Raw genomic sequence first — 25,170 nt, forward strand, 5'->3', positions numbered from 1 at the left:
CCGCAGGTCAGCGGGCCGCATGGGATCGATTCAGGGTGCAGCGGCAGTCAGGTGCTATACGGTCCCGATCGCCGCGGGGGCCGTATACCCCCTATCCCCCCACCCCCAGGGGGCCCCAGCCGGCTGGAGTGAGGGCCGGCTGGGGCATCGGCGCTGGTGCGGCTGAGAGGTCCGCACCATGGGTCTCAGGCGCTGTCATGCAGCAGCGCTGAGTGCCGTTGGCGCCGAGTTCGTGGGTCACGCTGCGACGTCACCGTCGAGCGGCTGCGAGGCGATCGCGTCCAGCTGGTGAGGATGCAGGCTGTCACCCAGCTCGGAGGGCGGCATGATGCCGTACTCGATCGCCTTGCTCATCTTCCACATGGCGTCGTCGGTGTTGGGCAGCGACTGCATGGCCTGCAGCGTCTCGGCCTCCGCGGGCCGCTCGGCCACGTACTGGTGGACGACGCGCGCCCAGCTCGGGTCACCGGACCAGTCCGCAGCGCGGGACGCGATGGCCTTCGCGAGGATGCTGTCGCCGTCCCGCTCGGCCCGCTGCAGCATGCGCTCTGCCTCGGCCGGCGACTCGATGCGGGCTGCACGGTCGTTGGCGTCGCGGGAGGCGATGACGGCCTGCGGGTCGGGGTTGAACCCGGTGGTGCCGAACAGCTTCCGCTCGAGCTTCTTGCGCTCGCGGGCGACGGTCTGCACCTCCTGGTCCTTCAGCTCGTCGAGGGCGGTGCGGGCCTGGATGTAGGCGCGGGCGAGCATGGTGCGCTTGGCGGCGGCGGTCAGGTTGCGCTGGCCGTTGATGCGGGCGACCTTGGCGTCGAGCTGCTGGCGGATCTCTTCTGCGTTCATGACTGGTCTCCTTGTGCTGCGGTCTCGTGGGCGAGGACTTGGGCCCCGCGGATGGCTGCCTGGATGGCTTCGGGGGCGACGAACTGGCGGACCAGTTCGGCCATGGCGAGTAGGGATCCTTCGGTGGCTGCCGCCGCCTCTTCGGGCGTGAGGTTGTGCAGCAGGTGGCGGACGCTGGTGTCGTCGTCCCGGAGGGCCGCCGAGGTGATGAGGGCGGCGGTGCGCAGGAACGGGGCGGGTGCGGTCACGACGCCTCCCCGGGACTGTCGGTGTAGGCGGTGGGCCGGTTGGGGCACTGGGTGTTGTGCTGCTGGGTGCAGCGGTCGCCGCCGCGGCAGAGCTTGGCGCCGCATCCTTTGCTGCACAGCAGGTAGGTGCCGCGCATCAGGGGGCGGGCGCAGGTGCCGCAGAAGCCGAGGCGGATCCCGCGGCGCTTGGCCTTTGCGCGGTGACGGGCCATGAGGCCGGCCTTGCGTCGGCCGGCGAGCTCGCCCCGTACCTGCTCCTGCTGCTGCGTCTTTGCCTTGGCCGCAGCTATCCGGGCCTGCACGGCCTGTTCGACGTAGGAGGTCATCGGTTCCCTCCAGCCTGCCGCGCGACGACCTCGGCAACGGCAGCGATGAGCCGGTCCGTATTGGCGTCGAGCCAAGCGCTGGTGGCTTCCTTGACTGCCGTCTCAATGAGTTCGGGGGTGCTGATGTCGTGCTGACTGAGCCAGAAGTCCCAGGCGTCGCACACGCCCTTCCTCGTGGCCTCAGATTGCGGATTCAAAGTGACTCCTGGTTTGTGGTTGCTGTCGAAAGGCGGCAGCAGAAGGGGGTGAGTGGGGGGCTTGGGTGGGCCCCTGTCTTTCTCGTTCTTGGGAGGGGGTGCACGTTCCACCCCCTTAAAGAGGGGGGTGGAAACGTGCACCTAAGGGCCGTGCACCTGCGTGCACCTGTGCGTGCACCTGTGACCTGGGGGTTTACGGGGAGCGTGCACCTCCCGTGCGGGCCGTGCGGGGTGCACGTCGATTCGGGTGCGTGCACCCCTGCGTGCACCTCATGGCGTCCCCTGGCTGACGGGGTAGTAGCTCGCCGATCCGCCCGGGTACGCGGGCTCCACGCGTGTCAGCTCGCCCGCTGATGCGTGCTTCTCGAGCTTTCGGCGCGCCTTCTCCTTCTGGGCCCGGGTGGGGTTCTTCACCTCGAACAGCGCCTCGGCCGCAGCGAGTGCGGTAAGCCCCTCAGAGCCAGCAACGCGGGCCATTTCAAGGAGATCTGTCGTCTGCGTGACCCTCGTGACGCCGGCGGTGTGGTCGTGCGTCAGGTGCAGCGGGCCGATCTCGTCCATCGGCTGCTTCAGGTGACGCAGGTTCACGACCGGGTCGCCAGCCTCGCCCCACAGCAGAACGATGGATCCGGCACCGGACGTGATCCAGACCGAGCCGTAGATGTCGGCCATGGTGTTGGGTGCCGCGCCGTTCGGTCCCCGCTTCACCAGGTGGTGGAGCTCGAGGACCTGGATTCCCTCCTTCAGCGCCATTTGGCGCGCCCGGTTGTACCCGGCGCCGACCTGGTCATCGGAGAGGCCGACGGCAGCGTCCTTGAGCGAGTCGAGGACGACAGTGTCGGCCCCTGCCTGGTGACACATGGCGGCGAGGATGTCCGTGCGCTGAGCCAGGTCGAACGGCGGCGGCCCTTCCCAAACGACGAGCCGGTCGTTGAGGATCGCCGGATCGTCGTAGGCGAAGATGCGGTGTCCGGCCCGTCGAGTCTGGGACGGCCTGTCCATGGCCAGCAGCAGCACTCGTTTCCCGGGCGCCACTGGATAGCCGAGGACTCCGTCCTGCAGGCCGATGCGGGCCCGGATGATCTGGTGGGCAAGGGTGGTCTTACCGACGCCCTGGGGGGCGGCGAGGATGAGCGCTTCGCCCTCTGCCCAGATCACTTCGCTGCCGCGGCCCCATACGGCGGGCGGGGTGGCCGGGACGTTCTGGAAGTAAGAGCCACCCTGCTTGTACACGGTCGGCAGCACCGTCTCCGCGACCTCAGGAGGGGGCGCCAGGGCCAGAGGCGGGCCCGCTCCCCAATCCTCAGGCCACATGTCGGGCTGGCTCATGCAGCCTCCCGTCGGTTGCGCGCGAGCATGTCTGCGTGGCGCTGGTTGAGTTCGTCGAGGGTGGGGCCGTGCCAGGACGGCACGCGGTAGGCGAGCGCGTTGTCGAGGTCCTGGGCGATCTCGTCGCCGAACTTGCGCCACATCTCGGCGAACAGGAGGGCGCCGGCCAGCTTGCGCGGGTCGTCGGGCTCGAGGGCTCGCCAGGCGAGTGACGCGTAGTCGGGGTAGTCGCCGGCGAGGTAGTGCTGCTTGGCGGCGGCCCAGTAGTCCCGCAGGATGTCGGCGGGTTCCTGCTCGGCCTCGACGTGTGGCACAGTGGCTACGGACGTACCGCCCGCAGCGGAGTCTTCTTGAAATGGCCCGACTAGCCCTCGGGCCATTTCTGCGTTCTGGGTCACGCCGCCTCCGGGTCCTTCTGGCCGCCGCCGCTCGGCTCTCCTGAGAGGAGCCGCACCAGGTCGGCGGTGACGACGACGTGTCGGGCGCCGAGCGGAATGGTCTTCACGGGCGAATCGCCACGCTTGACCCGGTCCCGCAGGTGACTGGCGCTGCAGCCGATGGCGCGCGCCGCTTCGGGCACGCTCACTGTGGCCGGCCACTTGCGGATGTCAGCGAGCGTCGGCTGTGCAGGCTTCTTCACGCCGCGCTCCTGGTGGTCACGGTGCACTCGGCGAGGAACTTCTCGATGGCGCTGCGCCGGTAGAAGACGCGTCCGCCGCGCCCCTTGCCGGTCTTGATGTACTCGGGCCCCTCTCCTCGCCACCGCCGCTCTGCCAGCGCCGAAGTCGTGCCGAGAACCGGGTACTCCTGGGCGACTTGCTTGGACGACAGGAACTCTTCCTCCACGGACCGAACTCCTTTCGGGAACATGCGTTGCTTATGTGCAGCAAGTGTTCCTATACTGCACCTATGGAGACTGTAGCACCCGACACCGGGACCACAACAAGGTCAAGGCTGTTGCTTAATCTGATCCCTATGGCAGAGCAGCAGCGCGGCCGACGCGCGATCGAAGTAGGACCGACGGGCCGCGCCGTGGCGGCGAACATCGCTCGACTGCGGGAGCGTCGAGGTCTGACGACTCGCCAGCTCTCCGCAGCACTGGAGCGCGCCGGACGGGCCGTTCCCGCCTCCGGAATCACGCGCATGGAGAAGGCGGAGCGCGTTGTCACCGCCGACGAGCTCGCCGCATTCGCCGCCGTCTTCGGAGTCTCACCATCCGCGCTTCTGCTGCCCATGACTGTGCGGGCGGACGATGACGTCGAGGTGACCGGCGGTGGCCATGCGCCGGCAGCTGAAGCGTGGGCGTGGGCAAACGGCCAGCGGCCACTCATCCTCACGCCGGGCATCGAACAGACTCAGATGCTCGAGTATCAGCTTTTCGGTAAGCCTCAGTGGCTTCGTGAGCCCAGCCACCTGATCCTGAGGGGCGAGCGGGGCCCGGAGGAGCTGCAGCAGGCTCGCCGCAAGTACGAACTCCTGGCCAGCATCGGAGGAGCCAGCCTGGACAGGCTGAAGGAGCTGGACCCCGAGGCGTTCGAGGTGGGCGGGGATGGCTGAACCGAAGCGCATCGTGCTGCGGGGCGGCAAGGTGCGCTACCGCGTAGTGGTCGACGCCGGGCACGACGAGAACGGCAAGCGGCTGCAGCTCACAATCACCAAGGACACCAAGAAGGAATGTGGGGCCGAGCGCGATCGGGTCCTGGCGCAGCGTGCGGCCGGGACATTGATCGTTCCCAACAAGATCACGTTGGGGGAGTGGTTGGAGCAGTGGCTGGAGTACAAGCGGCGCGACGTCGAGGAGACGACGATCCGCACGTATCGGCTCGCCCTGGTCCACGCCGTCGAGCGCCTCGGCCACGTCCGGCTGCAGGAGCTCACCGAGACCCAGCTGCAGGACTTCGTCGATGAGGTGGTGACCGTCGGCCGCAGGAAGGGTGGCGCGCCTGGCACGCGCCTGGCCGTGTCGACCGTCGACGGCATGCTGACTCGGCTCAAGGAAGCGCTCGGCCGGGCCGTCGTCCGCAAGCTCATCTCCGTGAACCCTGCCCAGTACGTGCGCGTCTCGCTGGCCGACAAGAAGACTGACAAGCGGGAGCGCACCAGAGTCGAGCCGTGGACCGTTGCCGAGGTGCAGACGTTCGTGCGCGGCATCACTGAGGATCGGCTTTTCGCCCCGCTCCTGTTGTCACTGATGGGGCTGCGGCCGGCGGAGGTCTGCGGGCAGCGCTGGACGGACATCGACCTCGAGGCCGGCATCCTGTCCATCACCGTCACGCGGACGATGGTCGGCAACCATCGCGTCCTCGAGAAGGACACCAAGACGGCGTCCGGCGAGCGGTCTCTGCCGCTTCCGCGTGCCCCATGGGAGGCCCTGCGTCGGCTCCGTGAGCAGCAGGTCGAGGAGAGGCGGGCCGCAGGCGAGGCGTACACAGACAGCGGGTACGTCGTCGTCGACGAGCTGGGCGTCCCGCGGAACACTCGCCAGCTGCGCGAGCACACCTACGCCCTCATGGCCACGCTCGGACTCCGGCGCGTGCGGCTGTATGACGCGCGCCATGCGGTTCTGAAGGCCCTGGCCCTGTCTGGGGTCCCCGACGTCATCCTCGCGGCTTGGGCCGGCCACACGAACGCGGCCTTCACCAAGCGGAAGTACGTGTCCATCGAAGCCGAGGACATGCGCGCCGCCGCCGAGGCCCTGGACGCGTTCCACGGTGGGGACCGCAAAGCCCTGGTGTGAGAGATTGTGAGAAAGGATCTCCTCCGACGTCTCACTTTTAGCGCCTGACCTGCGCTAACGTTCTTCCCCGTATAACAGTGACCAGATTCTACTGGCGGTTTCTGCAGGCCAGTGACACGGCCGTCTTCGTCTCTTGCTACGAGACGCCCGTCACTCCGGTCGCCGGTCGGGGCGCCCGACACCCCACCCGGGTGCCGTCGCCCGCGTCCCGCGTCGCCGGTGGGGCGCTTCTCACACCCCCGGCGGTTCGAAGGGCAGCAGCTCCGGGCGCTTGGCCGGGCGGCCGTCCCCGGAGGAGCGGCCGGTCAGGCGCCGGCCGATCCAGGGACCGAGGTACTCCCTGGCGAAGCGGGCGTCGTCGACCCGGCGGGTCACCCACCGGGGAGGCGCCGCCGCGGGCAGCGGGGTCGTCCAGTCGCTCTCGGCGGCCAGGCCCAGGCCCTGCCAGACGGCCTCCGCCACCCGCCGGTGTCCCTCGTCGGTGAGGTGCAGGCGGTCGACGTCCCACATCCGCGGGTCGCCGAGCGCGGGCGGGCCGTACAGGTCGACCACCAGGGCCCCGTGGCGTGCGGCGAGTTCGTCGACATGGGCGAAGAGCTCCTCCATGCGTGGCCGGAAGCGCTCCATGACGGGGCCGTTGCGTCCCGGGCTGCGCATCAGGACCAGCCGCCCGCAGGACGGGGCCAGCCGTTCGACCGCCTCGGTCAGCAGGCCCCGCACGCGACCCATGTCACATCGCGGCCGCAACGTGTCGTTGAGCCCGCCGACCAGCGTGACCACGTCCGCCTTCATGTCGGCGGCCACGTCGACCTGTTCGTCGACGATCTGGCCGATGAGCTTTCCGCGGACGGCGAGGTTCGCATATCGGAATTCCGGGGTACGCGCCGCGAGACGCTTCGCGAGGAGGTCGGCCCATCCCCGGTAGGAACCGTCCGGCAGTCGGTCCGACATACCCTCGGTGAAGCTGTCGCCGACGGCGACAAGACTTGTGTAGGTGGCATTCATCTCCATGGCGGTGCGATCATACCGAACGGTATGGCTCTCGGGCCGTCGGAGCCCGGGAGGGGAGACCGTGAGCGACACGCTCGAGAACACGCTGGCCGAGGCGCTGGCCGAACTGGTGACGGTCGTCGAGACCTGCGACGGGGACACCCTCGCCCCGGACACCGCCGTGACGTGGCTGGAGAGCACGGGGTACCTGCTGAACAGGCTCCCCGTCGCCGAGCGGCACACCCTCGACCGGCTCTTCCGCGAGGCCGCGCTCCGCCGGCCGCCCGGTGCCTGGCGCGAGCGGATGCTGAAGGTCTCCGAGGGCTTCGGCCTGACCGAGGACGCGCACGGGGCCGCGTGCGACGCGGTCGAGCGGCACACGCGACGCCTCGTCGAGACCGTCCGGCACGCCGACCCCGCCACGCCCGTCCCGACCTGCCCCGGCTGGACGCTCGCCGACCTCGTACGGCACGTGGGCACCGTGCACCGGTGGACGGAGCACCTCGTCCGTACCGGGGCGACCACCCGGGTGCGGGCCGCGGAGGTCCCCCTCGACCTGCCGGCGGGACCGGCCGGTCTGCCCGACTGGCTGGCGGCCGGTGCCGAGACGGCCCTGGCCGCCCTGCGCGCCGCCGACCCCGGGACCCCCGTCTGGTCCCCGGGTGCCGACCCGCACGTCCGCTACTTCCCGCGCCACGTGCTCTTCGAGACCGTCGTCCACCTCGCCGACGCCGAACTCGCCCTCGGGCGCGAGCCCGGCCTCGCGCCCGGCACGGCGGCCGACGGGATCGACGCGTTCCTGGAGAACCTGCCCTACCTTCCCGGGGCCGCCGAACAGGTCGCCCGACTCGACCGCGACGGGACGAGCATCCGTCTGACCGCCACCGACACCGGCGCGGCCTGGACCGTCGTCCTCGGCGGCGGCGGCTTCACCTGGCACCGGCGCGGCGAGAGCGAGGCCTCGGCCGCCGTCGAGGGAGCCGCCGCGGACCTGCTCCTGTTCCTGTACGGGCGCCGCGGCGCCGAGGACCCGTGCCTCACCGCCTCGGGCGACCGCACGCTGCTGGACGCCTGGGTCGCGGCGACCGCTCTGTGACGGCGCGGGGCACAGCGCCCCGCGCCGGACTTCCGGACGGCCGACGGGACCCGGCCCCCCGCGGGGGGCCGGGTCCCGTCGCGCTGCCAACGCCTCACACGGGGGGCGCGTACCGGCCCGCCGTCACGGCGCCGCCGGGCGGCCCACCAGCTCCCGCAGCACGTCCTCCATCGTGACGAGGCCGGCCAGCTTGCCGTCCTCGCCCAGGACCGCCGCGAGATGGGTGCGTCCGCGCCGCATCGCGGTCAGGACGTCGTCCATCGGCGAGGCCGCCCGGACCCGGGCGATCGGCCGCAGGGCCGAGACCGGGAACGGCAGATCGCGCGGGGTGACGTCCAGAGCGTCCTTCACATGGAGGTAGCCCATGATCCCGCGGTCCGAGTCCACCACCGGGAAGCGGGAGAAACCGGATCGCGCCGAGAGCGCCTCCAGCTCCTCGGGCGTCGTCCCCACCGCGGCGTACACGACCTTCTCCACCGGCATGACCACGTCCCGGACCGGACGGCGGCCCAGCTCCAGGGCGTCGTGCAGCCGCTCCGCGGCCCGGTCGTCGAGCAGACCGGCCACACCCGAATCGGTGACCATCCGGGCCAGCTCGTCGTCCGAGAACGTCGCCGACACCTCGTTCTTGACCTCCACCCGCAGCAGCTTGAGCAGGGTGTTCGCGAAGGCGTTGATCGCGAAGATCACCGGGCGCAGCGCCCGGGCGACCGTCACCAGCGGCGGGCCGAGGATCAGCGCCGTACGGACCGGCTCGGCCAGTGCGACGTTCTTCGGGACCATCTCGCCGAGCAGCATGTGCAGATAGGTCGCCAGGGACAGCGCGATCACGAACGAGATCGGGTGCACCAGGCCGTGCGGCACGCCGATCGCGTCGAAGACCGGCTCCAGCAGGTGGGCGATCGCCGGCTCGGCGACGATGCCCAGCACCAGGGTGCAGAGCGTGATGCCGAGCTGGGCCGCGGCGAGCAGCGCCGAGACGTGCTCCAGGCCCCACAGGACGCTGCGCGCCCGTCGGTTGCCCTCCTCCGCCTGCGGCTCGATCTGACTGCGGCGCACCGAGATCAGGGCGAACTCCGCGCCGACGAAGAAGGCGTTCACGACCAGGGTCAGCAGACCGATCAGCAACTGGATCGCGATCATCGTCCCGCCTCCCCGTTCTCGTCCGTCCGGTCGTCCGTCCGGCGGTCCGTCCGGCGGTCCGTCCGGGACCTGCCGGTGCCGCCCGATCCGCCGTCCGCCGAGCCGTCGCGCACGCCGAGGTCCGCGTCGTCGTCCGGCTCGTCCGGCGGCGCGTGCATCAGCACCCGCGCCGCGCGCCGACCGGTGGCGTCCACCACGTCGAGCCGCCAGCCGGCGAGCTCCACGCTGTCCCCGACGGCAGGGATCCGGCCCAGCTCCGTGGCGATCACGCCCGCCAGCGTCTCGTAGGGGCCGTCGGGCACCCGCAGGCCGATCGCCTCCAGCTGGTCGGTTCGGGCGGCGCCGTCCGCGGACCAGAGCTCGCGCCCCTCCGTGTCGGCACCCGCCCGCGCCAGGTCCGGGGTCTCGTGCGGATCGTGCTCGTCGCGGACCTCGCCGACGACCTCCTCGACGATGTCCTCGAGAGTCGCCACGCCGGCCGTGCCGCCGTACTCGTCGATCACGACCGCCATCGTCTGCCGGCCGGAGAGCCGGTCCAGGAGCTTGTCCACGGTCAGCGTCTCCGGCACCAGCAGCGGCTCGCGCAGGATGTCGCCGATCCGCCGGCGCGGCCGGTCCTCGGCCGGTATGGCCAGGACGTCCTTGATGTGGGCGATCCCGACGACCGCGTCGAGGCTTCCCCGGTAGACGGGGAAGCGGGACAGACCGGTCGCGCGGGTCGCGTTGGCGACGTCCTCGGCCGTGGCCTGCACCTCCAGCGCCGTGACCTGGACGCGCGGGGTCATCACGTTCTCCGCGGTCAGCTCGGCGAGGTTCAGGGTCCGGACGAACAGCTCCGCGGTGTCCGCCTCCAGCGCGCCCTCCTTCGCGGAGTGCCGGGCCAGCGCCACCAGCTCCTGCGGAGAGCGGGCGGACGCCAGCTCCTCGGCCGGCTCCAGCCCGAACCGGTGCACGATCCGGTTGGCGGTGTTGTTCAGATGGCTGATCAGCGGCCGGAAGGCGGCGGTGAAGACCCGCTGCGGAGTCGCCACCACCTTGGCCACCGCCAGCGGGGAGGAGATCGCCCAGTTCTTGGGGACCAGCTCGCCGACGACCATCAGGACGACGGTGGACAGCGCGGTGCCGATGACCAGGGCCACCGAGGAGGCGACCGCGGGGGAGAACCCGAGGTCCTCCACCGGCCCCCGGATCAGGGCGGCGATCGACGGTTCGGAGAGCATGCCGACGACCAGGTTGGTGACGGTGATGCCGAGCTGAGCGCCGGAGAGCTGGAAGGTGAGCGTCTTGACGGCCTTGAGCGCGCTCGCCGCACCGCGCTCACCCCGCTCGACGGCGGCTTCGAGCTCGCCGCGCTCGACCGTGGTCAGCGAGAACTCGGCCGCGACGAAGGCGCCGCAGGCGAGCGACAGCAACACTGCCACGAGGAGCAGGAGCACTTCGGTCATCGGTTCACCTCCGTCCCATGATCAGTCAGGGGGAGGAGGATCGCTCGATGTCGGTCCCGGTCGTGTCGCAGCGCGCTACTGGGAGGCTCGCCCATGGGCGGACGCTCACACCTTTCGGTCGTCGTGGAAGAGGAAGCACCCATGGTAAAGGATGGGCAAAGCAGGGTTGCGATCAGCCCGTGAGCGGCTTCACCCAGCGGGTCCACTGGTCCTGCGGCCCGTAGGAGGCCGCCCGCCAGGCATGCTGCCCGAGCTCGTTGCGGTCGAGCACCATCGCGTCCACCCGCCGGCCCCCGAGCCGTACGAAGTGCTCCTCGGCCGCCGCGAGCAGCGCGCCGCCCACCCCCCGCCGGCGGTGGTCGGGGTGCACAGCGAGCCGGTAGAGGTGACACCGCCAGCCGTCGAACCCGGCGATGACGGTGCCGACGAGCTCACCGTCGTGCTCCGCGAGGATCAGGGCCTCGGGATCGCGGGCGACGAGCCGCTCGATCCCGTCGCGGTCGTCGCTGATGCTGGTCCCCTCGGCGGCGAGCTTCCAGAAGGCGAGCACGTCGTCGAGGTCGGCCGCCACGGCGGCGCGGATGCGCGGTTCGGTCATGGGCCGCATCCCACCACCGGCCCCGGGCGGCCGTCGACCGCGTTTCGCCATCCGGGCAGGGCGGGTGCCGTCGCGGCAGGGTGTCTGCGCGGCCGTACTCCGGGGCCGGCCTCCGTCGCCGCGACCACCCCGACCCGGCGGCGCGCCCCCGGGCCCGTCGCCTCAAACCTTTCGCGCCGTGCCCAGCACACAGAACGACGACGGCAGCCGGGGCCCGCCCTCCGGAACCGTGAACGTGCGGTACGCCGTCGGCTCGAAGCCCGCCGCCTCGATCGCCGCCAGCGGATCGCGCGCCGTGTGGCACCCGCCGAACAGCAGCGGCCACACCGTGCGGTCCAGCGCCCGCTGAGTCCGCGCCATGCCCCGCCCCGGAGCCAGACCGTGCTCGAAGAAGCGGAGTTCGCCGCCCGGACGCAGGACCCGATGCAGCTCCGCGAGCGCCCTCGGCACGTCGCGGACGGTGCACAGCACCAGGGAGGCCACCGCCGCGTCGAAGGCCTCGCTCTTGACCGGCAGCGCCTCCGCCGCACCCGGCGCCACGTCCACCGGGACCTCGGCGCGCCGCCCGGCCTCCACCGCCAGACGGCGCAGATGTCGCTCCGGTTCGACGGCCACCACCTCGGACACGGTGCCGGGGTAGTGCGCGAAGTTCAGCCCGTTCCCGGCCCCGACCTCGATGACCCGGCCCGACAGTCCGGCCAGCAGCTCCGCCCGGAGGGCGGCGACGCCGCCCTTGTCGTCGGCGGAGACGCTGAAACGTGCGTAGAAGCGGGCGAAGAGCGGATGGTGGACGGCGTCCCGGGGAACCCGGGTCGTACGCGGTGACATCGCGGACCTCCTCCGACGCGCGGGAGCGCGGACACGGACGGGGTGATTCTGCCCCGTACCGCCCCGATCAGCCCGTCACGAAGCAGAACTCGTTGCCCTCCGGGTCGCGCATCACCTGGAAGGAACCCTGTTCGTCCGTGACGATCCCGCCGCTCCGCACCGCTCCGAGCCCGGTCGCCTCGTCGGCCGCCGCGGCCACGGCGGCCACCTCCAGATCCAGGTGGACCCGGTTCTTCGCCGTCTTGCCCTCGGGGACCCGCTGGAAGGCGAGCCGGACGAACTCCGGCGGGTCGACGTACGACCAGTCGGGACCCCGGTCCACCGGAGTCCCGCCCAGCAGCCCGGCCCAGAAGCGCACCAGGGCCGCGGGGTCGGCGCAGTCGAAGACCATCTCCTGAACGTGTGCGCGCATGGCCCTCAGCCTACGGAGATCACGCCCGGTGCGCCGAGGAGAAGGAATCCGCGTCCCATTCGCCGCCCAGTGCCGGGGCGAGCCAGGTCCGCGCCGCCACGCGGAACGCCGCCGGCTCGAGCGCGCCCGCGCCCGCCGGTACGGCCCCGAGCAGCGGCCCGCCGGCCGCCTCGGGCAGGTCCGTCAGGTTGCAGCGTTCGGCCAGGTCCGGGGCGGCCGGCCAGCTGCCGACCACCACGCCGAGCTGCGCGACGCCGCGCGCCCGGAGCGCCTCGGCGGTCAGGGTGGTGGAGTTGAGGGTGCCGAGCCCGGCCGGCGTCACCACCAGGACCGGTGCGTCCAGCAGCCGGGCCACGTCGGCGAGCGTGCCGCCGTCCGCGTCGAGGCGGACGAGGAGCCCGCCGGCTCCCTCCACCAGGACGAGATCGTGCTCCGCGGCGAGTTTCGAGGCGGCGGCGGCGATCTCCGACGGGCCCACCGGCGCCATCCCCGCCCGCCGGGCGGCCGTGGCGGGCGCCAACGGCTCCGGGAAACGGGCCAGTTCGACCGACGCGGCGGCGCCGGAGAGCCGGACGGCCTCGTCCGCGTCCCCGCGTTCGCCGGGCTCGAGTCCGGTCTGCGCCGGCTTGAGCACGGCCACCGAACGTCCGGTCGCGGTGGCCGCGGCGGCCACCGCGGCGGTCACGATCGTCTTCCCGATCTCCGTACCCGTACCGCTGACGACGATGACGGTCATGGTGTGCTGCGTCCTTTCCGAGGACCCGCCGCCACGCACGGGCGGCGGGCGAAGTACCGATCGGCCGGAGCCGGTCACCGGGCGCCGTCGTACGGCCCCGGCCTCCGGACGGCCCGTTGTGCCGGGGCGCGGACCCCGGATTCGCACCGAGATCCGCGCCCCCGCCTCGCTCCGGGGCGGAAGCGGTCAGCCCGCCGCGGCCGCCGCGCGGACCGCCTCGCAGATACGGGCCACGTCCGCGTCGCCGGTCACGAAGGGCGGCATGGTGTAGATCAGGTCGCGGAACGGCCGCAGCCACACGCCCGCCCGCACCGCCGCCTCCGTGGCCGCCGCCATGTCGATCTCGTGGTCGAGCTGCACGACACCGATCGCGCCGAGCACCCGCACGTCCCGTACACCGGGCACGTCGGCCGCCGCCGCGAGCCCCTCCCGGAGTCCCGCCTCGATCCGCTTGACCTCGACCGCCCAGTCCTGGGACAGCAGCAGGTCGATCGAGGCACAGGCCACCGCCGCGGCCAGCGGATTGCCCATGAACGTGGGGCCGTGCGCCAGGACCGGGACCTCGCCGCGCGAGATGCCGTCGGCGACCCGCGAGGTGCACAGCGTCGCCGCCATCGACAGGTAACCGCCGGTCAGGGCCTTGCCGACACACATGACGTCCGGCGCGACGCCGACGTGGTCCGCGGCGAACAGCGCGCCCGTGCGGCCGAAGCCGGTGGCGATCTCGTCGAGGACCAGCAGGACGTCGTGCTCGTCGCACGCCTCGCGCAGGACCCGCAGGTACTCGGGAGCGTGGAAGCGCATGCCTCCGGCACCCTGCACCACCGGCTCCACGATGACCGCGGCCAGCTCCTCCGCGTGCTGCCCGATCCGCTCGCGGAGCAGCTCCGCGTACGCCTCGTCGTACTCGGCGGGCGGCGCGTCGACGAACACCTGCTTCTGGAGCACGCCCGACCAGAGGTCGTGCATCCCGCCCTCGGGATCGCACACCGACATCGGCGTCCAGGTGTCCCCGTGGTACCCGCCGCGCCAGGTGAACAGCCGGTGCTTGCCCGGCCGGCCCACCGAGCGCCAGTACTGCAGGCACATCTTGGCCGCGACCTCGACGGCGACGGAACCCGAGTCGCTGAGGAAGACGTGCCGGAGCGGACCGGGGGTGATCTCCACCAGCCGGGCGGCCAGCCGGACGGCCGGCTCGTGGGTGAGCCCGCCGAACATGACGTGGCTCATCCGGTCCAGCTGGTCGCGCGCCGCCTCGTTCAGCACGGGGTGGTTGTAGCCGTGGATGGCCGACCACCACGAGGACATGCCGTCGATCAGCTCGGTCCGTCCGTGCACCGGCTCGGCGAGACCGAGGCGCACACCGGACGCGGACGCGACGACCAGCGGATCCGTACGGCCCGGCATGGGGCCGTACGGATGCCAGACGTGCGCCCGGTCCAGTGCCAGCAGTTCGCTGTTACGCATTCGGCGCGAGGTCCGTGCCGGCGCCCCGGCGCCGCACCGCCACGAGGTCGGTCCGGGCGTTCGGGCCCTCGCCCTCCCCGGCGGACCCGGCCGCCGCCACCGGCGCGGCCTCCGCAGGCGCCGCGTGCCCGCCGCACGGGCCGCAACCGCCGCCCTGCTCGTGCGAGCCGCAGCCGCCGCCCGCCCCGGCCTCGGCGTGCGAGCCGCAGCCGCCCACCGCGGCGGCCGCGTCGACACGGTGCCTCGGCAGCGTCGTCGTGCCCGCGCCCTCCACCTCGAAGCCCGCGTCCGCGATCATGTCGAGGTCGGCCTGACCGGCCTGCCCCTCACTGGTGAGGTAGTCGCCCAGGAAGATCGAGTTCGCGATGTTCAGCGCCAGCGGCTGCATCGAGCGCAGGTGCACCTCGCGTCCGCCGGCGATCCGCACCTCCACGTCGGGGCAGACGAAGCGGACCATCGCCAGGATCCGCAGGCAGCGCTGCGGGGTGAGGTGCCACTCCTTGGCCAGCGGCGTGCCCTCGAAGGGGATCAGGAAGTTCACCGGCACCGAGTCGGAGTCGAGCTCGCGCAGCGCGTACACGACGTCGACCAGGTCCTCGTCGCTCTCGCCCATGCCCGCGATCAGACCGGAGCACGCCGACAGACCGGCGGCGTGCGCCTTCTGCACGGTGTCCACGCGGTCCGCGTAGGTGTGCGTGGTCGTGATCTCCCCGTACGTCCCCTCGGACGTGTTCAGGTTGTGGTTGTACGCGTCGGCTCCCGCGGCCCGGAGCCGCTCCGCCTGGCCGTCCGAGAGCAGACCGAGGCACGCGCAGACCTCGACGCCCTCGTTCTGCTCCTTGATCGCCTCGATGGTCTTGCCGACCCGGTCCACGTCCCGGTCCGTCGGACCGCGGCCGCTCGCCACCAGGCAGACCCGCTTCGCGCCGCCCGCGACACCGGCCGCGGCGGCCTCGGAGGCCTCGTCGGGCTTCAGCCAGGTGTACTTGAGGATCCCGGCCGTGGAGCCGAGCCGCTGCGAACAGTACGAGCAGTCCTCGGGGCACAGCCCGGACTTCAGATTGACCAGATAGTTGAGCTTCACCCGGCGTCCGAACCACTGGCGGCGCACCTTGCCGGCCGCGGCCACCACATCGAGGAGTTCGTCGTCGGAGGTCGCCAGCACGGCGAGCGCTTCTTCACGGGTCGGCAGTTCGCGCCGAAGCCCCTTGTCCACCAGCGTGTTCAGCAGGTCCATAAAGGCTGATCCTCGCTTACCGCACACCCCGCGGCCAAGGAGGAACTGAACAAACGAGGCCGTTTGATGTGTGGGCATGGCCACACCCTGACCTTGCCCGCGGAGCGTTAGGGTCTGTGCGCTGCCTACAAAAGGATCTGCCTCATGCATCGGGACGAGGACACGCGCCGCACCGCGTTCGACTGGACCGAAGCCGAGGCGCGCCGGCGAGCGGACGCCGGGCTCGTCCGTACGCTGCGGCCGCGCTCCGCGGAATCGGAGCTCCTCGACCTGGCGAGCAACGACTACCTCGGCCTGACACGGCGCCCGGAGATCACCGAGGCGGCCGCCGAGGCCGCCCGCCGCTGGGGCGCGGGCTCCACCGGCTCCCGTCTCGTCACCGGCTCCACCCGGCTGCACGCCCGGCTCGAACGCGAACTCGCCGAGTTCTGCGGCTTCGAGGCCGCCCTCGTCTTCTCCTCCGGCTACACCGCCAATCTCGCCGCGCTCACCGCGTTGAGCGGCCGCGACGCGCTCATCGTCTCGGACGCGGGCAACCACGCCTCGATCGTCGACGGCTGCCGGCTCTCGCGCGCCGAGACCGCCGTCGTCCCGCACGTCGACCCGGAGGCGGTGCGCAAGACGCTGCGCGCCCACGACGGCCGCCGGGCCCTCGTGGTCAGCGACTCGGTCTTCTCCGTCGACGGCGACAAGGCCCCCCTGGCCGAACACGCCGAGGCGTGCCGTGAACACGGCGCGGCGCTCGTCGTCGACGACGCCCACGGCCTCGGCGTCCTCGGCCACGGCGGCCGGGGCGCGCTGCACGAGGCCGGCCTCGCGGGCGACCCCGACGTGGTCGCCACCCTCACCCTCTCCAAGTCACTGGGCAGCCAGGGCGGTGCCGTCCTCGGTCCGGCCCGCGTCATCGAGCACCTGGTCAACACGGCCCGGACCTTCATCTTCGACACCGGCCTCGCCCCCGCGGCGGCGGCCGCCGCCCTCGCGGGCCTGCGCCTGATCCAGGACGAGCCCGCGCTCGCCGGCCGCGCCCGGACCGTCGCCACCACCCTGCACCGGCTGCTCACCGAGGCGGGCCTGACCGCCGCGCGCCCGGACGCGGCCGTCGTCTCGGTACGCGCCCCGTCGCCGGACGCGGCGCTGCGGTGGGCGGCGGACTGCCGCGAACAGGGCCTGGCCGTCGGCTGCTTCCGTCCCCCGTCGGTGCCCGACGGCATCTCGCGCCTGCGGCTGACGGCCCGGGCGGACCTGACGGACCTGGAGATCGGCAAGGCGGTCTCGACGATCCTCCGTACGGCCCCACCGGCCTGACGCACCGGCTCCGCCGTTCCCGCCCGCGCCGTACGCGTGCCGGGCGTCACCACCTGCCTCACGCCCTCAAAATCCCCTGCCTGTAGCAGAGTTCACCGCTTCGGGCGATAGATATATGCATATCTTGGTGGATCGACCCTCATGGTGGCACGAGAAGTGGCAGTCTGGCGCGAAGCGCAATCCGGGGCTGGCCCCGGTGGGAAAGGGACAGCGTCGCCATGGCAGATCACCAGGAAGCAACCGTCACTCTGCCGAGCGATCCGGCCTCGGTCTCCGAAGCCCGGAGGTACGTCGCCGACGTCCTGACCGGATGGGGGCTCGCGGGCGGCAGCGACACCGCCGACACCGTCCGGCTGATCGTGTCGGAGCTGGCCACCAATGCCGTCCAGCACACCTTCGGCCAGTCGCCCACGTTCACCGTCGACGTCCGTCTGGTGCGCGAGGAACAGCTCCACATCGGTGTCACCGACAGCTATCCCCGCTGGCCGAGACGCCTGCCCGCGGCGGTCCAGCAGGACAACGGCCGGGGCATGGTCATCATCCGCATCCTCACCGCCGAGGCGGGAGGCCGCCTCTCGGTCACGCCGACCGACGAGGGCGGCAAGACCGTCTGGATCAACCTCCCGTGGACGGCGACCCCGAACTAGGGGGTGTCTTCAAAGTCCCGCCTGGCTCGCGGCGCTACTTTGAAGACAGGCCCTAGGGGGCCCGGACGGGGCCTCGGTCGGTGTGCGAGGGTGCGGCGGCGCCGCCGCACCCTCCGGCCCGTCGGCCGTCGCGCCCTTCGTCAGGAGGCGGGTCCCCGTCGTGGGACCCGCCGGGCAGGCCGCCCGCTGTCCTGAGCGGCCGTCAGGGGGTCGTAGGAGGCCGTGGGAGGGTCTCCTGCGAGGGTGTCAGCGAACCCGGCCGTAGTAGACCTTCGAGGACCAGATCCGGTCGAGCTTCACCCAGGAGCCGGTCTTGGGGGAGTGCCAGATCTTGCCGCTGCCGGCGTAGATGCCCACGTGGTACACCCTCCCCCCGGAGTGGAAGAAGACCAGGTCGCCCTTCTGCCTGCCGGAGGCGGCGATGTGCCGGGTCTTGTTGTACTGCTGCTGCGCGGTTCGGGGCAGCGACTTGCCCGCCTTCCTGTACGAGTAGAGCGTGAGCCCCGAGCAGTCGAACCTGGTGGGCCCGCTCGCTCCGTACCTGTACGGCGATCCCTTCTTCGACGCCGCGACGTTCAGCGCCTTGCCGGCGTACGTCGTGGCGGCCTGGGCCTCCGGCGCTGCACCTGGTGCCAGCAGCGTGCCGCCGACGGCGGCGAGGGTGAGAGCCGAGACGGCTCCGGCCCGGGACAGCAGGGACGGGACATGAATCTGCGCAGTCATGCGCAACCCTTCGTCAGCCGCCTGTGAAGGATGACCTGTCGGGTTCGGACTGGCGAAGTTGCCCGGCCGCGGCTGCGGCTTCACCCCAAGGAACGGCCCCACTGGCCGGCCGTTCCGTACTGCTCGGGTCCTCCACTCCTGCCGATCCACTCCTGTCGACCAGACATCCGGGACGGCGGCAGGACTCGGCGTCCGCCCGGACCGCCCCGCCGCGGTGGCGGGGGCTTGTCGTCGTCAGGGATCTTGACCCACGAACCGGTCGAAAACCGAGCTGAAACGGCGATATGTGAGGCTCCTCACGACTGATCCATTCGGGTGGACAAGCAGGTTTCGTGATCTTCCGAAGGGTGGTCAGCAAGCCTCGTACCAGCGGAGGAACATCCGATTCCGCCAGATGTGTGCACCTCTCGCGCAACTCGCCCCAGCCACATGTCGATTCGTCGACTACGCCGTACGGGGGAGGATTTCTGCGGTCGCACTGGGCCGACCGGACCTCGACACGACACGCCTGAATGTCAACTCGACGGCGGCTCCGACACGGTGACCCGTCCGGACCGTCGTTCCCCGTCCAGCACGCGGAGCGCGTGGGCCAGCGTCTCGGTGTGCACCTCGCTCTCGCCGCGCAGGTGCATGGTCGTCAGCGCGTCGCGCAGGGCCGTCGCCCTGCCCACGAGCGCCTGCGCCGCACGCAACGCCCCATAAGTATGCAATGTCCTGGATGGATTGATACGCCCGAGCAGGTCCACGACCTCGAGGTAGGCGTCGACGAGCTCGCCCTCGGCGCGCGTCAGCGCGGGCAGCGGCGGCAGTTCGGGGACCACGGCCGGCTCACCGCCCCCCGGCGCCGCCGGACGCGGCACGGTTGCGGACGACGTGGTCCACCAGTCCGTAGGCGGTCGCCGCCGCGGCGTCGAGGACCGTCGTCCGGTCGATGTCGGCGTCGATCCGCTCGCGGCTTCGGCCGGTGTGGGTGGCCAGCATGCCGGCCACCATCGTGCGCAGCCGCAGCAGTTCCCTGGCCTGGATGTCGAGATCGCTCGGCTGCCCCTGCGCCGGCTCGTCCATCGACGGCTGCTGGAGCACGATCCGCGCGCCGGGCAGCGCCATCCGCTTGCCGGGGGTGCCCGCGGCCAGCAGGACGGCGGCGCCGGACGCGGCCTGCCCCAGGCAGGTGGTCTCGATGTCGCAGGTGACGACCTGCATCGTGTCGTAGATCGCCGACATCGCGCTGAGGGAGCCGCCGGGGGAGTTGATGTAGAGGGAGATGTCGCGCTCGGGGGCCGCGTACTCCAGGTGGAGGAACTGGGCGATGACGTCGTTGGCCGAGGTCTCGTCGATCGGGGTGCCCAGGAAGACGATCCGCTCGTCGAGCAGCTTGGAGTAGGGGTCGAGGGTGCGGGTGCCGTGGCCGGTGCGCTCGGTGAACTCGGGCAGCACGTAGCGGGCGTCGGGTCGGTACATGGTGGGGCGCCTCCCGGAGCGGATGACTCTGTCAAAAATGTACAGGACGTACAGGTCGTAAGATGAGGAGCATGGCCTACGAGATTCCGGTGACGCAAGCACGCGCAGAGCTCGCCGACCTGATCAACCGCGTGGTGTACGGCGACGAGCGCGTCGTCGTGACCCGGCACGGCAAGCCGCTCGTGGCGTTCGTCTCCGCCGCTGACCTGGAACGACTGGAGGCGGAGGAGGCGCGTGAGCAGGCGGCTGCCGAGGAGTCGGTGGTCTCGTCCGTCTCCCGCGTCCGCTCGATCGCGTCCGCTCCGGGTGAACAGGGCCGCTTCGGTATCGCCGCCCACCACCGCGAGCCCGGAGCCTGACCGGACGTCACGAGCGACCTGACCGCGGCGGGTTCCGCGCGGCCCGGACACGCGAAAGCCGCGTACCCCCGTCCGCTACAGCGGGGGCACGCGGCCGTATGTGAGGGGCGTCAGCCTGCCGGCGCCGGGGTGGGGGCCGCGGCCGGCTCCGGCACCCGCGCCGCGGTGGCGCGCCGCCCGCCGACCAGGACCGCCGCCAGCCCGGCCACCGTCCAGAGGCCGAGGACCAGCAGCGGCGCGCCCGCGCCGCCGCCGTCGAAGAAGGCGACCGAACGCAGCGCCGAGCCGCCGGCGCCCGGCGGGAGCCACTGGCCGAGCGTCCCCACGGGCGAGGGCAGCAGTTCCGGAGCGCTGGCCACGCCCGAGAACGGGTTGCCGAGCAGCACCATGAGGAGCGCGCCGAGCCCGAGGCCCGGCTTGCCGAGGAGCGCGGCGAGACCCGCCAGCGCCGAGCCGATCGCCAGGACGGTGAGCCCCAGGACTCCCGCCTCGGCCCACGGGTCGCCGGCGAGGGCCCCGAGCCAGCCGTCGGCGAGCGAGGCTCCGACGATCCCGGCCAGCGCGGCGGCCCCGACCAGGGCGAGGGCCGCCCGGGAGCGCCGCAGGCCGAGCATGGTCACGACCACGCCGGAGGCGGCGCCCGCCAGGACGAGCGGGAACACGCTCGCGGCGAGCGCGGCGCCCCGCGGGTCGCCCGCCGGGGTCGGCACGACGTCGGTGACCTTGACGGGCGCGCCGGGCGGAGCCTGGGCGGCCACGGCCTCGCGCAGCAGTCCGGCGACGGCGGGGCTCGCGGCGGAGGCGGTCAGCAGCTCGGCGCCCTGCGGTGTGACGACCACGGCGCCGTATACGACGCGGTCCTCGATCGCGGCACGGGCGGCGGACTCCGAGGCGTAGCGGTGGACCTCGAAGGCGCCGTCGTGCGCGGTGAGGCGCTGCTCCAGCGGGGCGGTGGCGGTGGCGGGTCCCGCGACGCCGATCGGCAGGTCGCGCGGGGCGGTCCGGGCGGCGGGCCAGGCGAAGGCCCACAGGGCCAGGGCGACGGCGACAGGGATCAGCACCATCACCGCGAGGGTCTTGCGGGTGGCGGTGGCAGGCATGGCGGACCTCGTGATTCAAAGAGAAGGATCGTTCGTTTTACCGTTGCCCCACTGTCCCGCCGGCGTGTCCGCTTGTCAAGAATGAATGTTCGTTTTAGATTTCGGGCATGGCCCGTGTCTCCCAGGAACACCTCGACGCCCGCCGCCGTCAGATCCTCGACGGCGCCGCGCGCTGCTTCGCCCGCAACGGCTTCCACGCCACGTCGATGCAGGACGTGCTGGCCGAGGTGGGCCTCTCGGCCGGCGCGGTCTACCGCTACTTCCGCGGCAAGGAGGAGCTCATCGGGGCCATCGCCGGGGAGGCGTTCGCCGGGATCCGCGCCGCCTTCGAGGAGGCGTCCCGCAGCACCCCGCCGCCCACTCCCGACGTGCTCCTCGGCACGGTGCTGAGGCTCTTCCTCGAGGAGCGGATCCCGGGCGGCGACCGGCAGGCGTTCGCGCGTCTCATCCTCCAGGTGTGGGCCGAGACACTGCGCGACGAGCAGCTGTTCCGGACCCTCTCCGAGGGGTACGACGGGATGCGCGAGGCCTGGTCGACCCTCGTCGTCGCCTACCGCGAGAGCGGGGTGCTGGCGGCCGACGTGCCCGCCGACCACGTCGCGCGCACCCTCATCGCCACCGCCCAGGGGTTCATCGCCCAGCAGGCCCTGTTCGGCGACGTCGCGGTCGAGGTGCTGGAGGACGGGCTGCGCGGGCTGATGTCCATGCGGCTGCCAAGCCCGAGTTAACGCGCCGGAAAAACTTCCGCCCTAACGTGCAAAGTTCGACGGGGCGGCCCATCACCGCAGCTCAACAGAGTGTTGAAGATCGGTAGGGTCCGCTGCTGTCCGGGGGCTGCCCCGGTGGACGACTGTGAGGTGGAAGAGTGCAACTGACCCCGCACGAACAGGAACGCCTGCTCATTCACGTGGCGGCGGACGTGGCGGAGAAGCGCAGGGCGCGCGGTGTGAGGCTCAACCACCCCGAGGCCGTCGCCCTGATCACCTCCCACATCCTGGAGGGCGCCCGCGACGGCCGCACCGTCGCGGAACTCATGGCCAGCGGACGCAAGGTGCTCACCCGCGACGACGTCATGGCCGGCATCCCCGAGATGATCCACGACGTCCAGGTCGAGGCCACCTTCCCGGACGGGACCAAGCTCGTCACCGTCCATGACCCGATCGTGTGACGGGGGGAGCGCCGCCGATGACTCCCGGAGAGATCCTTCTCGGTGACGGCCCGATCGCCCTCAACGAGGGGCGCGCCGTGACCCGCCTGACCGTCCTCAACGCCGCCGACCGGCCCGTCCAGGTCGGCTCCCACTACCACTTCGCCGAGGCCAACCCGGGTCTGGACTTCGACCGTGCGGCCGCCCGCGGCCGCCGGCTGCACATCGCCGCCGGCACCGCCGTGCGGTTCGAGCCCGGCATCCCGGTCGAGGTCGAACTCGTCCCCCTCGCGGGCCGCCGGGTGGTCCCCGGACTGCGCGGAGAGACCGCCGGACCGCTCGACGCCCCGGCGACGACCCCCGAGGCGAAGGAGGCCGACCGTGCCTGAGCTGCACCGCGCCGTCTACGCCGACCTGTTCGGCCCCACCACGGGCGACCGGATCCGGCTCGCCGACACCGACCTGCTCGTCGAGATCGAGGAGGACCGCTCCGGCGGCCCCGGCCGGGCCGGCGACGAGGCCGTCTTCGGTGGCGGCAAGGTCATCCGCGAGTCGATGGGCCAGGCCCGGACCACCCGGGCCGAGGGCGCTCCGGACACCGTGATCACCGGTGCCGTGGTCATCGACCACTGGGGGATCGTCAAGGCCGACATCGGCATCCGCGACGGCCGCGTCACCGGGATCGGCAAGGCCGGCAACCCCGACACCATGGACGGCGTCCACCCCGACCTGGTCATCGGCCCGGAGACCGAGATCATCGTCGGCAACGGACGGATCCTGACCGCGGGCGGCGTCGACACCCACGTCCACTTCATCTCGCCGACCCTCGTCGACGAGGCCCTCGCCTCCGGTGTCACCACCCTGGTCGGCGGCGGCACCGGCCCCGCGGAGGGCACCAAGGCCACCACGATCACCCCGGGCCCGTGGCACCTCGCCCGGATGTTCGCGGCGCTGGAGGGCTCCCCGGTGAACATCGGGCTGCTCGGCAAGGGCAACACGATGTCCCGGGAGGCCATGCACTCCCAGCTCCGCGGCGGCGCACTGGGGTTCAAGATCCACGAGGACTGGGGGGCGACGCCCGCCGTCATCGACGCCTGCCTGGGCGTCTGCGAGGAGACCGGCGCCCAGCTCGCCATCCACACGGACACCCTCAACGAGGCCGGCTTCGTCGGCGACACGCTCGCCGCCATCGCCGGACGCACCATCCACGCCTACCACACCGAGGGTGCGGGCGGCGGGCACGCGCCGGACATCATCACCGTCGTCTCCGAGCCGCACATACTGCCCAGCTCCACCAACCCCACCCGGCCGCACACCGTCAACACCATCGAGGAACACCTCGACATGCTGATGGTCTGTCACCACCTCAACCCGGCCGTGCCGGAGGACCTCGCCTTCGCCGAATCCCGGATCCGGCCCTCCACCATCGCCGCCGAGGACCACCTCCACGACCTCGGCGCCATCTCGATCATCTCCTCCGACTCCCAGGCCATGGGCCGTATCGGTGAAGTGATCATGCGGACCTGGCAGACCGCGCACGTCATGAAACGGCACCGAGGCGCCCTCCCCGGCGACGGCCGCGCCGACAACCACCGGGCCCGCCGCTACGTCGCCAAGTACACGATCAACCCGGCGGTCGCCCAAGGGCTCGACCACGAGATCGGCTCGGTCGAGACCGGCAAACTCGCCGACCTGGTGCTGTGGGAGCCGGCCTTCTTCGGGGTGAAGCCGCTGGTCGTGCTCAAGGGCGGCCAGATCGCCTACGCGCAGATGGGCGACGCCAACGCCTCCATCCCCACCCCGCAACCGATCCTGCCCCGGCCGATGTTCGGCGCACTCGGCCGGGCCCCGGCGGCCAACTCCGTCAACTTCGTCTCGCAGGCCGCGATCGAGGACGACCTGCCCGAACGTCTCGGCCTGGAGAAGACGTTCACGGCGATCAGGAGCACGCGCCGGATCACCAAGGCCGACATGCGGGAGAACGACGCCATGCCCCGGGTCGAGGTCGACGCCGACACCTTCACCGTGACCATCGACGGCGACCCGGTCGAACCCGCACCGGCCGCCGAACTCCCGATGACCCAGCGGTATTTCCTGTTCTGATGGACACGCACACGAACGGCCGAGCCGCACTCCTGGTGCTCTCCGACGGACGCTTCCCCGCCGGCGGGCACGCCCACTCCGGCGGGGCCGAGGCCGCCGTGAAGGCCGGACGGATCACCGACGCCGCCGGACTCGCCGCCTTCTGCCGGGGCCGGCTGTACACCACGGGCCTGACCACGGCGGCGCTGGCCGCCGCCGCCGCGCTCGGGCTCGACCCGGCCGAGCTCGACGCGGCCGCCGACGCCCGCACCCCCTCGCCCGCCCTGCGCGCCGCCGCCCGCAGGCTGGGCCGGCAGATGATGCGGGCGGCTCGGGCCGCCTGGCCGTGCGCCGAACTCGACGCGCTGGCCGCCGCGTTCCCGCGCGGCGCCCATCAGCCCGTCGTGCTCGGCGCGGCGGCCCGCGCCGCCGGTCTCGGTCCCGAGGACGCCGCCTCCTGCGTCGCGTACGAGACGGTCAGCGGTCCCGCCACCGCGGTCGTACGTCTCCTCGGACTCGACCCCTTCCAGGCCACCGCGGTCCTCGCCCGCCTCGCCCCCGACCTCGACCGGATCGCCGCCCAGGCCGCCTCGGCCGCCCGGCAGGGCATCGACGCCCTGCCCGCGGCCTCCGCCCCCCTGCTCGACATCACCGCCGAGCAGCACGCGGCCTGGCCCGTACGCCTCTTCGCCTCCTGACCCACCCCCGCGAACC

Annotated in this window: 32 protein-coding genes and 1 riboswitch; of the genes, 11 read left to right on the top strand and 21 right to left on the bottom strand. The window is 72.0% G+C overall.

All coding sequences use genetic code 11. From position 1 onward, the window contains the following. Positions 1 to 237 precede the first annotated feature (237 nt). From ACGFZF_RS24970 to ACGFZF_RS25005, 8 genes are all read right to left on the bottom strand, one after another. Positions 238 to 840 carry a hypothetical protein gene (locus ACGFZF_RS24970; RefSeq protein WP_393557467.1) on the bottom strand — a complete coding sequence of 201 codons (603 nt, stop codon included), beginning with the start codon at positions 838 to 840 and terminating at the stop codon, positions 238 to 240. Then, positions 837 to 1,088, bottom strand: coding sequence for a hypothetical protein (locus tag ACGFZF_RS24975; protein ID WP_393557469.1), 252 nt, complete (start codon positions 1,086 to 1,088; stop codon positions 837 to 839). Before ACGFZF_RS24975 ends, ACGFZF_RS24970 begins: the two co-directional genes overlap by 4 nt. Further along, positions 1,085 to 1,414 (bottom strand): hypothetical protein, encoded by a 330-nt coding sequence (locus ACGFZF_RS24980; RefSeq protein WP_393557471.1) that lies wholly within the window; start codon positions 1,412 to 1,414, stop codon positions 1,085 to 1,087. The genes ACGFZF_RS24975 and ACGFZF_RS24980 overlap by 4 nt, the downstream gene beginning before the upstream one ends. Beyond that, positions 1,411 to 1,578 (bottom strand): hypothetical protein, encoded by a 168-nt coding sequence (locus ACGFZF_RS24985; protein WP_393557473.1) that lies wholly within the window; start codon positions 1,576 to 1,578, stop codon positions 1,411 to 1,413. Before ACGFZF_RS24985 ends, ACGFZF_RS24980 begins: the two co-directional genes overlap by 4 nt. Before the next feature lie 303 nt (positions 1,579 to 1,881). Beyond that, positions 1,882 to 2,940, bottom strand: coding sequence for an AAA family ATPase (locus ACGFZF_RS24990; RefSeq protein ID WP_393557474.1), 1,059 nt, complete (start codon positions 2,938 to 2,940; stop codon positions 1,882 to 1,884). Then, positions 2,937 to 3,254 (bottom strand): hypothetical protein, encoded by a 318-nt coding sequence (locus ACGFZF_RS24995; protein WP_393557476.1) that lies wholly within the window; start codon positions 3,252 to 3,254, stop codon positions 2,937 to 2,939. The genes ACGFZF_RS24990 and ACGFZF_RS24995 overlap by 4 nt, the downstream gene beginning before the upstream one ends. A gap of 80 nt (positions 3,255 to 3,334) precedes the next feature. Beyond that, positions 3,335 to 3,580 (bottom strand): helix-turn-helix transcriptional regulator, encoded by a 246-nt coding sequence (locus ACGFZF_RS25000; RefSeq protein ID WP_393557478.1) that lies wholly within the window; start codon positions 3,578 to 3,580, stop codon positions 3,335 to 3,337. Then, on the bottom strand, positions 3,577 to 3,786 hold the full coding sequence (locus tag ACGFZF_RS25005) for a DNA-binding protein (RefSeq protein WP_393557480.1): 210 nt from the start codon (positions 3,784 to 3,786) through the stop codon (positions 3,577 to 3,579). The genes ACGFZF_RS25000 and ACGFZF_RS25005 overlap by 4 nt, the downstream gene beginning before the upstream one ends. 129 nt (positions 3,787 to 3,915) lie before the next feature. Here ACGFZF_RS25005 and ACGFZF_RS25010 point away from each other — a divergent pair, with 129 nt between their 5' ends. Together ACGFZF_RS25010 and xerC are read left to right on the top strand one after the other, a co-directional pair. Next, positions 3,916 to 4,497 carry a helix-turn-helix domain-containing protein gene (locus ACGFZF_RS25010; RefSeq protein ID WP_393557482.1) on the top strand — a complete coding sequence of 194 codons (582 nt, stop codon included), beginning with the start codon at positions 3,916 to 3,918 and terminating at the stop codon, positions 4,495 to 4,497. Further along, the gene (gene xerC / locus ACGFZF_RS25015; protein WP_393557484.1) at positions 4,490 to 5,677 is read left to right on the top strand and encodes a tyrosine recombinase XerC; all 1,188 of its coding nucleotides are present in this window, start codon (positions 4,490 to 4,492) and stop codon (positions 5,675 to 5,677) included. Before ACGFZF_RS25010 ends, xerC begins: the two co-directional genes overlap by 8 nt. A 231-nt stretch (positions 5,678 to 5,908) precedes the next feature. Here the strand turns inward: xerC and ACGFZF_RS25020 are convergent, their stop codons facing one another. After that, positions 5,909 to 6,688, bottom strand: coding sequence for an SGNH/GDSL hydrolase family protein (locus tag ACGFZF_RS25020; RefSeq protein ID WP_393557486.1), 780 nt, complete (start codon positions 6,686 to 6,688; stop codon positions 5,909 to 5,911). Positions 6,689 to 6,749: 61 nt separating this feature from the next. On the opposite strand from ACGFZF_RS25020, the gene ACGFZF_RS25025 reads away from it, so the two are divergent. After that, positions 6,750 to 7,763: a maleylpyruvate isomerase family mycothiol-dependent enzyme gene (locus tag ACGFZF_RS25025; protein WP_393557488.1), complete on the top strand. Its 1,014-nt coding sequence runs from the start codon at positions 6,750 to 6,752 to the stop codon at positions 7,761 to 7,763. A 123-nt stretch (positions 7,764 to 7,886) separates the two neighbouring features. On the opposite strand, the gene ACGFZF_RS25030 is transcribed toward ACGFZF_RS25025, so the two are convergent. The 8 genes from ACGFZF_RS25030 to bioB form a co-directional block, all read right to left on the bottom strand. Beyond that, on the bottom strand, positions 7,887 to 8,906 hold the full coding sequence (locus ACGFZF_RS25030; RefSeq protein WP_393557490.1) for a hemolysin family protein: 1,020 nt from the start codon (positions 8,904 to 8,906) through the stop codon (positions 7,887 to 7,889). Next, entirely contained in the window at positions 8,903 to 10,351 is a 1,449-nt protein-coding gene (locus tag ACGFZF_RS25035) for a hemolysin family protein (RefSeq protein WP_393557492.1), read from the bottom strand. Before ACGFZF_RS25035 ends, ACGFZF_RS25030 begins: the two co-directional genes overlap by 4 nt. A gap of 172 nt (positions 10,352 to 10,523) precedes the next feature. After that, positions 10,524 to 10,949 (bottom strand): GNAT family N-acetyltransferase, encoded by a 426-nt coding sequence (locus ACGFZF_RS25040; RefSeq protein ID WP_356779179.1) that lies wholly within the window; start codon positions 10,947 to 10,949, stop codon positions 10,524 to 10,526. 162 nt (positions 10,950 to 11,111) lie between these two features. Then, positions 11,112 to 11,777, bottom strand: a complete 666-nt coding sequence (locus ACGFZF_RS25045) for a class I SAM-dependent methyltransferase (protein WP_393557494.1) — start codon at positions 11,775 to 11,777, stop codon at positions 11,112 to 11,114. A gap of 67 nt (positions 11,778 to 11,844) precedes the next feature. After that, on the bottom strand, positions 11,845 to 12,189 hold the full coding sequence (locus ACGFZF_RS25050) for a VOC family protein (protein ID WP_393557496.1): 345 nt from the start codon (positions 12,187 to 12,189) through the stop codon (positions 11,845 to 11,847). A 19-nt stretch (positions 12,190 to 12,208) separates the two neighbouring features. Further along, entirely contained in the window at positions 12,209 to 12,925 is a 717-nt protein-coding gene (bioD, locus tag ACGFZF_RS25055; protein WP_393557498.1) for a dethiobiotin synthase, read from the bottom strand. A 186-nt stretch (positions 12,926 to 13,111) separates the two neighbouring features. Next, the gene (locus tag ACGFZF_RS25060; RefSeq protein ID WP_356779181.1) at positions 13,112 to 14,392 is read right to left on the bottom strand and encodes an adenosylmethionine--8-amino-7-oxononanoate transaminase; all 1,281 of its coding nucleotides are present in this window, start codon (positions 14,390 to 14,392) and stop codon (positions 13,112 to 13,114) included. Beyond that, complete coding sequence (bioB, locus tag ACGFZF_RS25065; protein WP_393557501.1) at positions 14,385 to 15,629, bottom strand: biotin synthase BioB; 1,245 nt, start codon at positions 15,627 to 15,629, stop codon at positions 14,385 to 14,387. The genes ACGFZF_RS25060 and bioB overlap by 8 nt, the downstream gene beginning before the upstream one ends. A gap of 144 nt (positions 15,630 to 15,773) precedes the next feature. On the opposite strand from bioB, the gene ACGFZF_RS25070 reads away from it, so the two are divergent. Next, positions 15,774 to 16,937 (top strand): 8-amino-7-oxononanoate synthase, encoded by a 1,164-nt coding sequence (locus ACGFZF_RS25070; RefSeq protein ID WP_393557503.1) that lies wholly within the window; start codon positions 15,774 to 15,776, stop codon positions 16,935 to 16,937. Positions 16,938 to 17,155: 218 nt separating this feature from the next. After that, entirely contained in the window at positions 17,156 to 17,584 is a 429-nt protein-coding gene (locus tag ACGFZF_RS25075; RefSeq protein ID WP_393557505.1) for an ATP-binding protein, read from the top strand. A gap of 246 nt (positions 17,585 to 17,830) precedes the next feature. On the opposite strand, the gene ACGFZF_RS25080 is transcribed toward ACGFZF_RS25075, so the two are convergent. The 3 genes from ACGFZF_RS25080 to ACGFZF_RS25090 form a co-directional block, all read right to left on the bottom strand. Continuing rightward, positions 17,831 to 18,307: a C40 family peptidase gene (locus ACGFZF_RS25080; RefSeq protein WP_147976921.1), complete on the bottom strand. Its 477-nt coding sequence runs from the start codon at positions 18,305 to 18,307 to the stop codon at positions 17,831 to 17,833. Positions 18,308 to 18,310: 3 nt separating this feature from the next. Further along, positions 18,311 to 18,508: riboswitch (cyclic di-AMP (ydaO/yuaA leader) on the bottom strand. Between the two features lie 314 nt (positions 18,509 to 18,822). Beyond that, complete coding sequence (locus tag ACGFZF_RS25085) at positions 18,823 to 19,128, bottom strand: hypothetical protein (RefSeq protein WP_393557507.1); 306 nt, start codon at positions 19,126 to 19,128, stop codon at positions 18,823 to 18,825. 7 nt (positions 19,129 to 19,135) lie between these two features. Next, entirely contained in the window at positions 19,136 to 19,768 is a 633-nt protein-coding gene (locus ACGFZF_RS25090; protein WP_393557509.1) for an ATP-dependent Clp protease proteolytic subunit, read from the bottom strand. Positions 19,769 to 19,839: 71 nt separating this feature from the next. Between ACGFZF_RS25090 and ACGFZF_RS25095 the strand changes: the two genes are divergently transcribed. Then, positions 19,840 to 20,127 (top strand): type II toxin-antitoxin system prevent-host-death family antitoxin, encoded by a 288-nt coding sequence (locus tag ACGFZF_RS25095; protein WP_393557511.1) that lies wholly within the window; start codon positions 19,840 to 19,842, stop codon positions 20,125 to 20,127. Positions 20,128 to 20,237: 110 nt separating this feature from the next. Here the strand turns inward: ACGFZF_RS25095 and ACGFZF_RS25100 are convergent, their stop codons facing one another. After that, entirely contained in the window at positions 20,238 to 21,227 is a 990-nt protein-coding gene (locus tag ACGFZF_RS25100) for an ABC transporter permease (RefSeq protein WP_393557513.1), read from the bottom strand. Positions 21,228 to 21,334: 107 nt separating this feature from the next. Between ACGFZF_RS25100 and ACGFZF_RS25105 the strand changes: the two genes are divergently transcribed. The 5 genes from ACGFZF_RS25105 (at position 21,335) to ACGFZF_RS25125 (ending at position 25,154) form a co-directional block, all read left to right on the top strand. Further along, complete coding sequence (locus ACGFZF_RS25105; RefSeq protein ID WP_147976916.1) at positions 21,335 to 21,955, top strand: TetR/AcrR family transcriptional regulator; 621 nt, start codon at positions 21,335 to 21,337, stop codon at positions 21,953 to 21,955. Positions 21,956 to 22,092: 137 nt separating this feature from the next. Next, a complete protein-coding gene (locus ACGFZF_RS25110; protein ID WP_393557514.1) occupies positions 22,093 to 22,395 on the top strand; it encodes an urease subunit gamma in 303 nt (100 codons plus the stop codon). 17 nt (positions 22,396 to 22,412) lie between these two features. Beyond that, complete coding sequence (locus ACGFZF_RS25115; RefSeq protein ID WP_393557516.1) at positions 22,413 to 22,763, top strand: urease subunit beta; 351 nt, start codon at positions 22,413 to 22,415, stop codon at positions 22,761 to 22,763. Then, on the top strand, positions 22,756 to 24,477 hold the full coding sequence (locus ACGFZF_RS25120) for an urease subunit alpha (protein WP_393557518.1): 1,722 nt from the start codon (positions 22,756 to 22,758) through the stop codon (positions 24,475 to 24,477). The genes ACGFZF_RS25115 and ACGFZF_RS25120 overlap by 8 nt, the downstream gene beginning before the upstream one ends. Next, the gene (locus ACGFZF_RS25125; protein WP_393557520.1) at positions 24,477 to 25,154 is read left to right on the top strand and encodes an urease accessory protein UreF; all 678 of its coding nucleotides are present in this window, start codon (positions 24,477 to 24,479) and stop codon (positions 25,152 to 25,154) included. Before ACGFZF_RS25120 ends, ACGFZF_RS25125 begins: the two co-directional genes overlap by 1 nt. Positions 25,155 to 25,170: the final 16 nt, after the last annotated feature.

The organism is Streptomyces sp. NPDC048338 (assembly GCF_043201055.1).
Lineage (GTDB): Bacteria > Actinomycetota > Actinomycetes > Streptomycetales > Streptomycetaceae > Streptomyces.